Consider the following 14,496-nt stretch of genomic DNA (forward strand, 5'->3'; position numbering starts at 1 on the left):
CGTGGAGGAGGACCGTACGCACGAGGACCGGCTCCTGATGCTCGCCGTCACCGGGGAGCCGCTCCCCGACGACGATCCCGGGTCCGCGGCCGTCGCGGCCGACGTCGCCCTGCTGCGGGAGCAGGTGCGGGGCCTGGGCGACGCCCTCGCGTCCCGCCCGGCACCCGCGCCCGCACCGGCACCCGCGCCGGCCAGGATCCCCGTGCGCCGCCGCCGTCCGTTCCGGCTCGCCCTCGGCACCCTCGTCGTGGCGTGCGCCGTCTCGTTCATCGGCGGACTGTTCTGGCTCGGTGCCCACGCGCCGGGCGGCAGCAGCGACACCAGCGCCGGATCCGACAAGTCGGCGGAGTCGGGGGCCCAGGACAGCAAGGGGAAGTCCGTGTACCCGCCCGCGATGCACATCGCCTGTTCGCGGGTGCTCGTCGAGGGACGCGTGGTCAGCGTCACACCGCGCGCGGACGGCGACGTGCGCGTCGTCGTCGACGTCAAGCGCTACTACCGCCCCGAGCGCTCCGTGCGGGACCACCCCACGATCGCGGTCACCCTCGACGGGTCGGCCCGCCAGGACCTCAGGCCCGGCACGTACACGCTGATCCGTACGCCGGTGCACCCCGAGGACCGCGAGGACTGGGAGACCGGGAAGGGCGTGGGCGACGCGCGGGGAGACATCCTCGACGCGCTGCCGAGGGCGAAGGGCCTGCACTGCGCGGGGCCCGGCCGCTGAACGGCGCATGCCGCCGAACGACGAAGGGGCGGACGCCGTCGGCGTCCGCCCCTCCCGTGCACGTCAGGTCACCGTTACGGCGTGACCTTCTCGATCTTCACGCTGCCGATGCCCGAGGCGACGCCCCGCTCGTTCAGCAGCTGCACCTGGCCGAAGAACTCCCGGCCCTCCGGCGCGGCGGCCGCGGCCGTGACCTGGGCGGTGACGTCCGTGGACGCACCGGAGGCCAGCGAGACCGTCTTCGAGTCGTCGACCTTCACCGTGCCGAGCGACGGCGAGAAGAAGACGTCGGTGTAGTCGTACGCGGTCGAACCGGACGGCACCGAGTAACCGGCGACCTCCACCGTGTACGTACCGGCGGCCGGCTTCGCGATGCTGACGGACTCCTCGGAGTCGCCGTCGGCGGACTGCGCGACGACGTTGCCGTCCTTGTCGTAGACCGTGAGGTCCAGGTCGGCGGCCTGGTCGGAGACGTTGCCGATGCTCACGTCGAGCTTCTCGGCACCCGCGGGCACCTCGACCGTGGACGTCGCCGTGGCGCCGTCCGCGAGCGTGGGACGCGCCGACTTCGACGAGCCGAGGGCGCCGCCCTGGAGCTTGCCGCCGTCGATGGCCGCGAAGTTGTTCGTGACCTTCCACGAGACGTCGGCGGGGGTGCCGACCTTCGCCTCGGGCAGCGTCTGCACGGCCGGGTCGAAGGAGGCGCCGAGCACGGCGACGTCCAGCTTGTACGGGTTGTCGAGCAGCGGCGACGTACGACGCGACTCGACCTCGATCTCCCAGACGCCGGCCTGCGGGTCCGCGTACGAACGCAGGTCGGGGCGGCAGGTGTTGGCCGGGTTCTCGTAGTTCGGGTAGCAGCTCGGCGTCGACGTGTCGTCGACCGGGACGCCGTACGGGTGGATGGAGATGAACCGGGTCTGGCTCTTGTCCTTCAGCCCGCTCATCCGCACCTGCAGCGCCTTGGCGCCCTCGGGCACGGTCACGAAGTACGACTTCGTGCTGTTGCGCTGCACCGAACCGGTGGCGGCGAACGTGTGCTTCAGCGGCGTCGAGACGACGACGGTCGCCAGGACCTGCTGGTCCACGCCCTCGGTCTTCGGGTCGTCGACCCGCAGGATCGCGCTGCGCAGACCGGCGGCCGACGGCTTGGCCTGCACCTTGACGGTGACGGCCTTGTTCAGCGGCAGGTACACGTAGGGCGTGCCGACGACGGAGAAGGTGTCACCCGAGTTGTTCTGCAGCGAGACCCGGTGCAGCACCGGCTTCGCGGAACCGGACGTACGCGTGATCGTCACGTCGTAGGTCTTCTTCTGCCCGGCCTTGAGACCGCTCTCGCGGTCGTAGATGCCGGTGCCGAAGCCCGGGGTCTTCAGGGCGTAGTCGATCGCGGTGTCGACGGGCGCCTTCACGGAGTACGTGTGCGCGCTCGCCCCGTCCTCGATCGAGTCCCAGGCCTTCTCGATGTCGATCAGGCCGGAGCCCTCGGCGTACGCCTGCTCACCACTGATGTGCCGGGCGGTGGAGGTCAGCGCGGTGCGCAGCTTCGCCGGGGTCAGGTCGACGTGCTCGCGCTTGGCGGCGGACAGCAGCAGCGCGGAGGCGCCGGCGGCCTGCGGCGACGCCATCGACGTGCCCTGGAGCATCGAGTAGCCGGCCGGCAGCGCGTAGCCCGCCTCGGCGACCGGCGAACCGGGCAGCCAGGTCTGGGTGGAGTTGATCGCCGCGCCGGGGGCGGTGATGGTCGGCGTGAAGCCGCCGTCCTCGCGCGGGCCGCGGGAGGAGAAGGGCATCATCGCGTACGGCTTCTCGACCTGGGAGCCGTAGTTGGCGGCCCAGGTGTCCTTCGAGATCGAGGCGCCGACCGAGAGGACCTTGTCCGCGAGACCGGGGTCGCCGATGGTGTTGGCACCGGGGCCCGAGTTGCCGGCCGAGATCACGAGCTGGACGCCGTAGTCGTCGATGAGCCGGGTGTACAGCTCGGAGCGGGCGTTGTTGCCGTCGTTCAGCGCGGGCAGACCGCCGATGGACATGTTGACGATGTCGACACCGCGCTTGGTGACGAGGTCGATCATGCCCTCGGTGAGCGCGACGTTGGTGCAGCCGCCGGTCCAGGTGCAGGCACGCGAGGAGACGAGCTTCGCGCCGGGCGCCGCACCGTTCATGTTCTTGTTGCCGAACAGCGAGTTGGCCGCGGTGATGCCCGCGACGTGCGTGCCGTGCTCGGACTCGATGACGCCGATGTTGACGAAGTCGCGCTTCTGGCCGACCCAGTCCCCGCCGTACGGGTCCATCGGGACGTCCTTGCGGATCTCCACCACGAACGGCTGCCGCTCGACCACGTCGGTGGCCGGGTCGTCCTTGCCGAAGTACCCGACCTGGTAGCCGTCCTTGTACGGCTTCATCGGGGTGTCGTCGGTGAAGTCGCCGTTGTCGTTGAGGTCGACGGTGACCGTGCCGGCGGCGGCGTCGTACAGGACGCCCCACTTGTCGGTGGTGTCGCCGTCCCGGTTCGCGTCGCCCTTGGCGTCGCCGCCCGCGGTCGCCGCCTCCGAGAAGACGCTGACGCCGTACGAGCCCGCGGGAGCCTTCCAGGTGCGGCCGCTGTACGTGAACGTCGGGCCGGTCACCGAGGTGACCATCGGCCGCCACGTGCCGTCGCTGTCCACGATCGGGTCGGTCGCCGTGACCCAGTCGACGATCTTGCGCTCGCCGGTGGTGGTCTTCTGCAGCGCGGGGTGACCGAGGTCGACGCCCGAGTCGAGGATGCCGATGGTGACGCCGCGGCCGTCCGCCTTCGGGTTGTCCTTCACGAAGTCGACGGCGCCCGTCTCGAAGGACGGGTTGTACGGGTTCTTGGCCGGCGTGTTCTTGCCGGGACCGCTGTACGCGCCGGTCGCCGCGCCCTTCGACCCCTTGGCGGAGTCGGCGGCGGGCGTCGGGTCGTCGAGCTGGATCTCCTGGCGCAGGTCGATGCCGTGCACGGAGTCGAGCTTCTCGGCGGCCTTGATGGCGGCCTCGGCCCGGCCGGTCGGCAGGGTGGCCCGCACGTAGCCGAGCTTGTCGTAGGTGCGCCCGACGGAGCCGCCCTTGACGGAGTCGAGCTGCGAGGCGACCTCCTCCGTCCTGCCGGGGGCGGTCGCGACCATCACGGTCACGTTCTTGGCGCCGTCGGCCTGGGCGTCCGCGAGCAGTTCGGCGTCATGGGCGCCGAGCTTCTCGCCCGCGGACTTGACGGCGGGGTCGGCGGCCGGGGTGGAACCGGACTCCGCCGCGAGGGCCATGGGTATCGGCCCGGTCGCGGTGAGCGCTGCCACGAGGCCTGCGGCGGCCGCGAGCCGGGCCGCGCGTCTCGCACCGGATATCGGTGCGCGCTGGGGATCGGGGGTCATCAGCATCCCTGTACGTAAAGGTGGGACAACATGGGGTTGATCGAAAGGGATCCGGATTTCGGTGCCGGATGACCGCTCAGCTTTACGTAAGTGACCACGGTTTGGGGAGAGTTGCCCGGGGCGGGATGAGGCCATGGCGTACTTCCGCCATACGCCATCCGGCGCAAACGGGACCAAGCCGCCTGTACCGCGAAGTTCCCCGTGCTCCCGGACGGGTGGACCCGCGGTCACATCCCCCTGCGCGCCGGGCCGGATGCCTCTAGCGTCGGGGGATGCACAAAGAGCTGAGGGTGGCGGCGTACGCCGTGTGCGTGCGGGACGGACAGGTGCTCCTCGCCCGCTGGGTCGCCGGTGACGGCAGCAGACGCTGGACCCTGCCCGGCGGCGGCATGGACCACGGCGAGGACCCGTACGACACGGTGATCCGCGAGGTCGACGAGGAGACCGGCTACGTCCTCGAACCCGTCGCCCTGCTCGGCGTGCACTCCGTCCTGCGCCGCTACCCCCGCAAGCTCGGCAAGATCGCCGACTTCCACGGTCTGCGCATCGTCTACGAGGGCGAGATCACCGGCGGCGCCCTGCGGTTCGAGCGGGACGGCTCCACCGACATGGCGGCCTGGCACGACCTCGACGCCGTCCCCGAACTGCCCCGCGTGGAACTCGTCGACGTCGGCCTCGACCTCTGGCGGGACCGCCCCGCGGCCGGGCACACCCTTCCCCGCGAGATGAACGCAGAGTAGCCGGAAGCGTTCCGTCCGCCCTCCCGCACATGACAAGACGAGGGCCCAGGAGCCCCGCGCCGCCGCACGGAGATCCACGTACCGTGATCGGCGTCGCGCGTTGCGTCACCGTTAACGCGCAGGCCACCCCCGATGCCAACGATCCAGTACGAGCGGGCTGTTCGGATCCCCGGACCGCCCGCGGTCACTGTCGACGCGTTCGCACTCGGGGAGACGCGCCATGCCGCGCACACGCTCTGTCACCAATGTCGCCGCCGCACTCGACCGCCGTACCTTCCTGGCCGCCACCGGCGCGGTGACGCTGAGCGCCGGCGTCGGCTACGCCCTCGGCCCCGGTGGCGGCGAGGCCGCCGCGGGCCCCGTCACCCCGGTGCGGGCCGCCTCCCGACAGGCCCCCGCCGCGCCCCTCGCCCCGTACACCCGCGGCACGACCCTCGCCTCGGTCGCGGCCGCCCCCGGCGGCACCGGCTACCGCCGTCTCGGCGACGGCCCCGCCTGGCAGCGGGTCACCCGCGAGGACCTCACCGGCGCCAAGGGCGGCCGCGAGGCCCGCCGCACCGCGCTCGCCGCGTTCGTCCAGTTCACCGACCTGCACCTGGTCGACGTCCAGCACCCGCTGCGCTACGAGTACCTGCGGGCGCAGACCGCCAGCGCCTGGCGCCCGCAGGAGGCCCTCTCCGTGGCCGGCGCGGTCGCGCTCGTCGAGCGGGTCAACGCCCTGCGCGGCGCCCCCGTCACCGCGTCGCCCCTGCACTTCGTGATGACGACGGGCGACAACACGGACAACAACGCCCGCTCCGAACTCGACTGGTTCCTCACGGCGATGAGCGGCAGCCGCGGCGGGCGCATCACCCCCAACACCGGCGACCCGCGCCACTACGAGGGCGTCCAGAACAGTGGCGTCCCGCTCTACTGGCACCCGGACGCGGCCCTGCGCGACACCGACAAGCGCGACCACCGCTTCCCCCGCATCCACGGCTTCCTCGACGCCGCGATCGCGGAACTGCGCAGCCCGGGCCTGAACCTCCCCTGGTACTCGACGGTCGGCAACCACGACGCGCTGCCGGGCGGTTGCTACGCCCCCGGCGACCCGTTCTTCGCCGAGTTCGCCGTCGGCGGCAAGAAGCTGATGGAGCTGCCGGCCTCCGCGGGCAAGGCGATCTGGGACAACGTGAAGCAGGGCGGCGACCCCAAGGGCACGGCGTTCAAGGAACTGCTGCGCGCCCAGGCCCGCCACATGCGCTCCGTCACCCCGGACGAGTCCCGGGCCCCCTTCACCCCGGCCGAGTACCTCGCGGCCCACCTCGACCCCGCGCACACCGGCCCCGGCCCGCACGGCCACGGCTACACCCAGGCCAACCTCGCCGCCACCACCCAGTACTACGCGTTCCGGGTCTCCGACGACGTCGTCGGCCTCAGCCTCGACACCACCGACCCGGGCGGCCACTACGAGGGCTCGATCAGCCACAGCCAACTCACCTGGCTGGAGCGTCAGTTGACCAAGGCGGCCCGCGACAAGGACCACGTCGTCGTCTTCTCGCACCACACCAGCAGGACGATGCGCAACCTCCGCGAGGACCCGCACCACCCCGGCGAGCGGCGCCACGGCGGCAAGGAACTCGCCGCCCTCCTCGGCCGCCACCGCCCGGTCCTGGCCTGGGTCAACGGCCACAGCCACAAGAACGCCATCACCGCGCACGCCGGGGAGAGCGGGTCCGGCGGCTACTGGGAGATCTCGACCGCTTCGCACGTCGACTTCCCGCAGCTCGCCCGCATCATCGAGATCGCCGACAACCACGACGGCACGCTCTCCCTCTTCACCACCCTCATCGAGTCCTCGGCCCCGCACCGCACGGACTTCACCGACCTCACCCAGACCGGCCTGGCCGCGCTCTACCGCGAACTCTCCTTCAACGCCCCCGGCTCCCGCGCCACGCTCTCCGGCACCCCGGGCGACCGCAACACCGAACTGGTCCTCCGGAAGGGCTGATTCCCGCTCAACCGTCCCGGCGCCTCCTGCTGACAGGTGAAGGGGCGGGACCCGCCCTCGGGATCCCGCCCCTTCACTCCCCTCCTGGCAACCGCCCCGGTCCGTCACTACCGGGGCAGCACCACGACGTACGCCGCGGGGTCACGGTCGCCGGAAGCCATCAGCGCGGTGCGTACGACGGCCGCCTGCTGCTCGATCGACTCCCGCAGCTTCTTCGGCGTGATGTGCACGACCGTGATGCCGAGCCGCTCCAGGTGCTCGCGCTTGCGTGCGTACTCGCTCCAGAGGGCGTCCTCGTCCTGCCGGGGCGCCCGCGTGTCCAGCTCGACGGCGACCGCCTGGTCGGGCCAGTACCCGTCCACGCCGCCCAGATGCGGGCCGCCGGGCAGCCGCAGGTCGACGTTCCACAGCGGGTCCGGCAGCCCGTGCTCCCGCACCATCGTGTACAGCCGGTCCTCGGCGATCGCCCGGCCCTCGGCGAGCAGCGAGTCCACCGCGTCCACCACGTGCGGCCGGCTGAGCAGCCGGGCCTGGGTCAACTCCCGGACGACGGCCGCCGGTTCGCAGTGGCCGCCGCGCACGGCCTCGGTCAGCAGGCGCCGCACGGCGCCCGCGTCGGCCAGCTGCGCCACCGCGTCCGCGATCGCCCGCGGCACGGGTGCCACCGGAACTCCCGTGAGCTGTACGGGAGTCGGCATCCCCGTCGTCCGGACGAGCCGGGCGAACTCGGTGGCCCGCAGCCGCCGGGTGCGCGGCACCAGGACGTCGATGTGGTCGAGCGAGAGCAGCGGGGGAGCGGACGCGAACCCGTGCAGCGTCAGCGCGGCGAGACCCGTGATCATCGCGTCGGCGTACGGCGCCGCGTGCGCCTCGCCGGCGAGGGGCTGCGCGGGGACGGCGTCGGTGCTCCGCCGCCGCTCCTGGACGGCCCGTCCCGCGTACAACAGCACGGCGTGCAGCCGCTCCTCGCCGGTCGGCGGGCCCGGGTGGAGCAGGAAGACCCCGGGCAGCACCTGCTGCCACGGCCCGCCGGACCGGCACTGCTCGTGCGCCGCCGACGTGGAGACCCCGTGCGCCTTGAGCTGGCTGCCGCTCATGACGCGCCGCTGCGTCTGGACGAGGTGGCGCAGGGGGCGGGGGGACAGGGGAGCGGGGGTGTTGTGGTTCATGACCCGGCCATTCCCGGCCGGATCACCTCCGCTAACCGCTGTTACAGTCCCGTCGACAAAACCGGACAAGCTCGTCCTAAAGCCGAACGCCCCATCTGCCGAAAAGCCCAGACGACCCAAGGGGTTACGGCTCCGCGTGCCCGCATTCGGTAACACCACCAGAACGGGCGCGGGGCCCCGGCGCGGGGCCCCGCTCCGAACGGCTAGACGGCGGCAGCCGCGTCGCAGGTCTGGCCGCGCAGCGCCCGCGCCAGATCGTCCTGCGCCTCGAGGACCAGCCGGCGCAGCGCCGGAGCGGCCCCCTCGTGCGACGCCAGCCACGCGTCCGTCGCGTCCAGCGTCTCCTGCGAGTCCTGCAACCCCGGGAACAGCCCGCGCACCACGTGCATCCCGATCTGGATCGACCGGTCGGCCCACACCCGCTCGATCGCCGCGAAGTACTTCTCCGCGTACGGCGCGGTCAGCTCCCGCTGCGACGGCTGCTCGAACCCCGCGATCGTCGCCTCCACCAGCGCGTTGCTCAGCACGTCCGACTCCACGACCTGCGCCCACGCCTGCGCCTTCACCGCGGCCGACGGCCGGGAGGCCAGGCACCGCACCTGGTGCCGCTTGCCGGACGCCGTGTCGTCCCGGGCCAGCTCCGCCGCGAGCACACCCTCGTCCGCGCGGCCGTACGTGGCGAGCGTGTCGAGGAACGCCCACCGCAGTTCCTGGTCGACCTCCAGCCCGTCGATCTTCCCGGTGCCGTCCAACAGGCCCTGCAGCAGCTGCAGATCGGCCTCGCTCGACGCCACCGACGCGAAGAACCGCGCCCACGTCAGCTGGTGCTGGCTGCCGGGACCGGTGAGCCGCAGCTCCCGCAGCGCGCCCTCGGCGAGCAGCCGCCCGCCCTCCTCGCGCCACTCGGGGGCCGCGTAGTGCACGAGCGCGGACCGGGCCCACGCGTGCAGCATCTGCAGCACGCCGATGTCCGACTCCCGCCCGGCGAACCGCAGCACCAGGTCCACGAAGTCCCGCGCGGGCATGAGCGCGTCCCGCGTCAGGTTCCACAGCGCGGTCCAGCACAGGGCGCGCGCCAGCGGGTCGGTCAGGTCGCCGAGCCGCTCCCGCAGCGTGGCGAGCGACGTCGCGTCGAAGCGGATCTTGCAGTAGGTGAGGTCGTCGTCGTTCACCAGCACCAGCTCGGGCGCCTCGGCCCCGGCCAGCTCGGCGACCACGGTGCGCGGCCCGTCCACGTCGAGCTCGGCCCGCGCGTACCGCTCCAGCGCCCCGTCCGGCGTGCGCCGGTACAGGCCGACGGCCACCCGGTGCGGCCGCAGCTGCGGGTGCGACGCGGCGGCCTCCTGCACCACGGCCAGCTCGGTGATCCGCCCCTCGCCGCTCAGCGTGACCTGCGGCGTCAGGGAGTTGACCCCGGCCGTCTGCAGCCACGCCGCCGACCAGGACGTCATGTCGCGCCCGCTGGTCTCCTCCAGGACCGACAGCAGGTCGCCGAGCTGCGTGTTCCCGTACGCGTGCCGCTTGAAGTAGCGGCGCGCGCCCTCCAGGAACGCGTCCCGCCCCACGTACGCGACCAGCTGCTTCAGCACCGATGCGCCCTTGGCGTACGTGATGCCGTCGAAGTTGAGCTTGGCGTCCTCCAGGTCACGGATGTCGGCCGTGATCGGGTGCGTGCTCGGCAGCTGGTCCGCGCGGTACGCCCACGACTTGCGGTTGTTGGCGAAGGTGATCCAGCCGTTCTCGAACCGGGTCGCCTCCACCATCGAGAACGACCCCATGAAGTCGGCGAACGACTCCTTCAGCCACAGGTCGTCCCACCACTGCATGGTGACGAGGTCGCCGAACCACATGTGGGCCATCTCGTGCAGGATCACGTTCGCGCGCCGCTCGTACGACGCCTGCGTGACCTTGCCGCGGAAGATGAACTCCTCGCGGAACGTGACGAGTCCGGGGTTCTCCATCGCGCCGAGGTTGTACTCGGGCACGAACGCCTGGTCGTACGTGCCGAAGGGGTAGGGGTAGTCGAAGTTCTCGTGGAAGAAGTCGAGGCCCTGCTTCGTCACCAGGAACACGTCGTCGGCGTCGAAGTACGGCGCGAGACCCTTGCGGCACATGGCGCCCAGCGGCACGACGAGCTTGGAGCCGTCGTCGAGCACCCGCTCGTAGGAGTCCGTCACGTAGTGGTAGGGACCGGCGACGACGGCCGTGATGTACGTGGAGATCGGCTTGGTCTCCGCGAACCGCCAGACGCCGTCGGCGAGTTCACCGGCCCCGTTCGACCAGACGGTCCAGCCCTCGGGGGCCCGGACGGAGAACCGGTAGGGCGCCTTGAGGTCCGGCTGCTCGAAGTTGGCGAAGACGCGGCGCGCGTCGGCCGGCTCGTACTGGGTGTAGAGGTAGACCTCGCCGTCCTCGGGGTCGACGAAGCGGTGCATGCCCTCGCCGGTGCGCGAGTAGGCGCACTGGGCGTCGACGACCAGCTCGTTCTCCTCCGCGAGGCCCTCCAGGTGGATCCGGTTGCCGTCGAACACGGCGGCCGGGTCGAGGTCCTCGCCGTTCAGGGACACGGCGGTCACGGACGGGGCGATGAGGTCGACGAACGTCGCGGCGCCCGCCTCGTTCGCCCGGAACCGGATCGTCGTCACCGAGCGGAAGGTGCGCGGCCCGTCGCCGCCGAGCTCGCCGACGGCCGACCGCAGGTCGAGCGCGACCTCGTACCCGTCGACGGACAGCAGACCCGCCCGCTCGCGGGCCTCGTCGCGGGACAGATTCTCACCGGGCACGGCGGCACTCCTTCGTGACGTTCGTTCGCAGGGACCGTCCGGATTCCGGATCCCTGGTGGCCCCGGCCGGACGCCTACGATCCTCGCACGCGGTCCCCGCGCCGAACATCCGGGAATGCCCTCGGCACGGGCCGCGTTGCCGCAGGCAAGACCACTTGGTGACTTCCGAGGAGAGCCATGTCCGCTACGGATGCGAAGACCCCCGTCGACTTCTGGTTCGACCCGCTCTGCCCCTGGGCGTGGATGACGTCGCGCTGGGTCCTTGAGGTCGAGAAGGTCCGCGACATCAAGGTCCGCTGGCACCTGATGAGCCTGGCCGTGCTGAACGAGGACAAGCTCGACGACCTGCCCGACGAGTACCGCGAGCTCCTGGAGACCAAGGCGTGGGGCCCGGTCCGGGTCGTCATCGCCGCGCAGGAGGAGCACGGCGCGGAGGTGCTCGGCGACCTGTACACGGCCATCGGCACCCGCGTCCACAACCAGGGCGAGGGCCCCACCAAGGAGGCCGTCGCCGCCGCCCTGGACGAGGTGGGCCTGCCGGCGTCCCTGCTCGACCACTGGGACGGCACGAAGTACGAGCCCGAGCTGCGCGCCTCCCACAAGGAGGGCATCGACAAGGTGGGCCAGGACGTCGGCACGCCGGTCATCGCGGTCCCGGGCGCCGACGGCAACCAGATCGCCTTCTTCGGCCCGGTCGTCACCCCCGCCCCGAAGGGCGAGGAGGCGGCCAAGCTCTGGGACGGCACCCTCCTGGTCGCCTCGGTCCCCGGTTTCTACGAGATCAAGCGCACGCGTACGCAGGGCCCGATCTTCGACTGAGTCCGGACGCTCCCTAGGGCAGCTTGCGGGGGCCGCCGCCGAAGGGGCGCTGGTTGAAGCCGGTGCGCAGGGTGCGGCAGCTCCCGTTCGCGCCCATGCACATCCAGTACTCGCCGGGGTGCTTCGCCCCTGCGATGCCCACCAGCTGCTGCTGCTCGCCCTTGCTCAGCTGGCGGTGGGGCTCGGTCGTGCCACAGGTCTCGCAGGGGAAGTTCCTGGTTGCCATGGTCACCCGGCTCCTTTCGGTTCGCGGAAGGACTCGGGCAGGCTCAGGCCGTCGGCGGCCTTGAAGTAGTCCTGGACGCGCACACACGTGCCGTTGGTGCAGCGCCGGTAGCGGTCCGCGGCGGCGGCGCCCTTCTCGGCGGCGACGTACGCGCGTTCCTCCGCGTCGAGCTCCCGGAACCGGTGGTGACCCCGGCCGCAGTTGCGGCAGAACCTGTCCTTAGCGTCAGCCATACCGGCACAATCCCCCGGAACCCCGCATACCGACAGACCCCCGTGAGTCACGTCCTCACGGGGGTCCGTCCTTCTTCCGCCCGCCCGCGCGAAGGCTGAGAAGACGATCACGAGGCGGGACGCTTCAGTGCGTCACAGGGGTCACAAGGGTCACGGGGTGAGCAGCAGGACGTCCGCCCGCTCCTTCGCGGCGGCGTACCGCTTCGCCACGTCCTGCCAGTTGACGACCTGCCACATGGCCTCGATGAAGTCGACCTTCTGGTTCTTGTACTGCAGGTAGAAGGCGTGCTCCCACGCGTCGAAGACCAGGACCGGCGTCGAGCCCTGCCCGACGTTGCCCTGGTGGTCGTAGACCTGCTCGACGATGAGCCGCCCGCTCAGCGGCTCGTACGCGAGGACGCCCCAGCCGGAGCCCTGCGTCGTCGCCGACGCCTTCGTCAGCTGGGCCTTGAACTTGGCGAAGGAGCCGAAGGACTCGGTGATGGCGTCCGCGAGGTCGCCGACCCCGTCCGCGGCCAGCGGCTCGCCGCCGCCACCGTCCTTGGGGCTGTTCATGTTGTGCCAGTAGATGCTGTGCAGGATGTGGCCGGAGAGGTGGAAGGCCAGGTTCTTCTCCAAGCCGTTGATCGCGCCCCACGACTCCGTGTCCCGGGCCTGCGCCAGCTGCTCCAGGGTGTCGTTCGCGCCCTTCACGTACGCCGCGTGGTGCTTGTCGTGGTGCAGCTCGATGATCTGCGGGTTGATGACCGGCTCGAGCGCCGCGTAGTCGTACGGAAGTTCAGGAAGCGTGTAGATGGCCATGTCCGTCCGTGCCCTCCGGCTGCTTATTGCAAGTGATTCGCAAGTGCAGGCTAGCAGCAAGAGTGTCGCGCGCAAGGGGAGGGCACCACGCGAAGGACCCCCGTGCCAACGGGCACGGGGGTCCTCGGGGTTGGGGGGTGACGCTAGGCGAGCTGCTTCTTCTCGGCCGCCTTCTGCCGCACGTAACCGACGATCGCGAGCACGATCGTCAGGCCGCCCGTGTAGTACAGCTGCACGCGCGTGTCGTGCTCACGGGCCATCAGGACGAAGACGACGACCATCGCGGCGAGCGCCAGGATCGTCAGGTACGGGTACGCCCACATCTTCACGACGAGCTTCTCCGGCGCCTCGCGCTCCAGCTTGCGGCGCAGCAGCAGCTGCGAGATCGCGATGAAGAACCAGACGACGAGGATGATCGCGCCGATGGTGTTGAGCAGCCACGCGAAGACGTCGTCGGGACGCCAGTAGCTGAGCAGCACGCAGACGAAGCCGAAGACCGCCGAGAGCAGCACCGCGACGCGCGGCACCCCGCCGGTGATCTTGCCGACGACCTTCGGGCCCATGCCGCGGGCGACCAGCGAACCGGCCATCCGGGAGGCGCCGTAGATGTTGGCGTTCATCGCGGAGAGCAGGGCGATGAGGACGACCACGTTCATGATCTGGCCGGCGCCGGGGATGCCCAGGTGGTCGAGGGTGGCGACGTACGGGCCCTTGGTGGGGATCTCCTTCGCCGTCCACGGCAGCAGGACCACGACGACCGCCATCGAGCCGACGTAGAAGAGCGCGATGCGCCACATCGCCGTGCGGACCGCCTTCGCGACGCCCTGCACCGGGTGCTCGGACTCGGCGGCGGCGATCGTCACCGTCTCCAGACCGCCGTACGCGAAGACCGACGCGAGCAGACCGACGATCAGGCCCTCCGTGCCGTTGGGCATGAAGCCGCCGTGGCCGGTGAGGTTGGACGTGCCGGGGGCGTCCACGTCGGGCAGCACGCCGAGGATCGCCAGCACGCCGATGCCGAGGAAGAGGACGATCGCGCCGACCTTCAGCGTCGCGAACCAGAACTCGAACTCGCCGAAGTTCTTCACCGCCGCGAGGTTCGTGCCGGTGAACAGCAGCATGAACAGGGCGACGAGCGCCCACTCCGGCACGCCCGGCAGCCACGCGTGCACGATGCCCGCGGCACCGATGCCCTCCAGGCCGACGGCCACGCACAGCAGGAACCAGAACGCCCAGCCCGCCGTGAACCCGGCCCACGGGCCGATGGCCCGCTCGGAGTGCACGGAGAAGGAGCCGGAGGCCGGGTACGCCGCCGCCATCTCGCCGAGCATGCGCATCACGAGCATCACGAGGGCGCCGGATATCGCGTAGGCGAGGATGATCGACGGCCCGGCCGCGGCGATCGCGGTGCCGGAGCCCACGAAGAGGCCGGCCCCGATCACACCGCCGAGCGCGATCATGGACAGATGGCGCTGCTTGAGGCCGTGCGACAGCGACGGCTCGGCCGGCGCCTGGTCGACGGGCGGCGCGTCCGCACGTTCTGCGGATGACTGCGCTGACGTCCGAGACATGGAAGTGCCCTGTTCAGTAGCTGAGACGGGGGTGCGTGAGCAGTGGGT

General features: G+C 71.3%; 11 protein-coding genes. 4 read left to right on the forward strand and 7 right to left on the reverse strand.

What is annotated here, in order from left to right; genetic code table 11:
* Window position 1 precedes the first annotated feature (1 nt).
* Window positions 2-724, forward strand: a complete 723-nt coding sequence (locus RBJ77_RS16975) for a hypothetical protein (protein WP_372345811.1) — start codon at window positions 2-4, stop codon at window positions 722-724.
* Window positions 725-798: 74 nt separating this feature from the next.
* Here the strand turns inward: RBJ77_RS16975 and RBJ77_RS16980 are convergent, their stop codons facing one another.
* Entirely contained in the window at window positions 799-4,116 is a 3,318-nt protein-coding gene (locus RBJ77_RS16980; protein ID WP_372345812.1) for a S8 family serine peptidase, read from the reverse strand.
* Between the two features lie 272 nt (window positions 4,117-4,388).
* Here RBJ77_RS16980 and RBJ77_RS16985 point away from each other — a divergent pair, with 272 nt between their 5' ends.
* Together RBJ77_RS16985 and RBJ77_RS16990 are read left to right on the forward strand one after the other, a co-directional pair.
* Window positions 4,389-4,856, forward strand: coding sequence for an NUDIX hydrolase (locus RBJ77_RS16985; RefSeq protein WP_372345813.1), 468 nt, complete (start codon window positions 4,389-4,391; stop codon window positions 4,854-4,856).
* A gap of 220 nt (window positions 4,857-5,076) precedes the next feature.
* Entirely contained in the window at window positions 5,077-6,846 is a 1,770-nt protein-coding gene (locus RBJ77_RS16990) for a TIGR03767 family metallophosphoesterase (protein WP_372345814.1), read from the forward strand.
* Between the two features lie 107 nt (window positions 6,847-6,953).
* Here the strand turns inward: RBJ77_RS16990 and RBJ77_RS16995 are convergent, their stop codons facing one another.
* Window positions 6,954-8,015, reverse strand: a complete 1,062-nt coding sequence (locus RBJ77_RS16995) for a hypothetical protein (protein WP_372345815.1) — start codon at window positions 8,013-8,015, stop codon at window positions 6,954-6,956.
* Between the two features lie 203 nt (window positions 8,016-8,218).
* Window positions 8,219-10,798, reverse strand: coding sequence for an aminopeptidase N (gene pepN / locus RBJ77_RS17000; RefSeq protein WP_372345816.1), 2,580 nt, complete (start codon window positions 10,796-10,798; stop codon window positions 8,219-8,221).
* A gap of 177 nt (window positions 10,799-10,975) precedes the next feature.
* Between pepN and RBJ77_RS17005 the strand changes: the two genes are divergently transcribed.
* Window positions 10,976-11,617: a DsbA family protein gene (locus tag RBJ77_RS17005; RefSeq protein WP_372345817.1), complete on the forward strand. Its 642-nt coding sequence runs from the start codon at window positions 10,976-10,978 to the stop codon at window positions 11,615-11,617.
* Between the two features lie 13 nt (window positions 11,618-11,630).
* Here the strand turns inward: RBJ77_RS17005 and RBJ77_RS17010 are convergent, their stop codons facing one another.
* The 4 genes from RBJ77_RS17010 to RBJ77_RS17025 form a co-directional block, all read right to left on the reverse strand.
* On the reverse strand, window positions 11,631-11,843 hold the full coding sequence (locus RBJ77_RS17010) for a hypothetical protein (RefSeq protein WP_372345818.1): 213 nt from the start codon (window positions 11,841-11,843) through the stop codon (window positions 11,631-11,633).
* A gap of 2 nt (window positions 11,844-11,845) precedes the next feature.
* A complete protein-coding gene (locus RBJ77_RS17015; protein ID WP_372345819.1) occupies window positions 11,846-12,076 on the reverse strand; it encodes a hypothetical protein in 231 nt (76 codons plus the stop codon).
* Window positions 12,077-12,226: 150 nt separating this feature from the next.
* Window positions 12,227-12,877, reverse strand: coding sequence for a superoxide dismutase (locus RBJ77_RS17020; protein ID WP_372345820.1), 651 nt, complete (start codon window positions 12,875-12,877; stop codon window positions 12,227-12,229).
* A 143-nt stretch (window positions 12,878-13,020) separates the two neighbouring features.
* Entirely contained in the window at window positions 13,021-14,448 is a 1,428-nt protein-coding gene (locus tag RBJ77_RS17025; protein ID WP_372345821.1) for an amino acid permease, read from the reverse strand.
* Window positions 14,449-14,496: the final 48 nt, after the last annotated feature.

The sequence above is a fragment of the Streptomyces sp. KL116D genome (assembly GCF_030766975.1).
GTDB lineage: Bacteria > Actinomycetota > Actinomycetes > Streptomycetales > Streptomycetaceae > Streptomyces > Streptomyces longispororuber_A.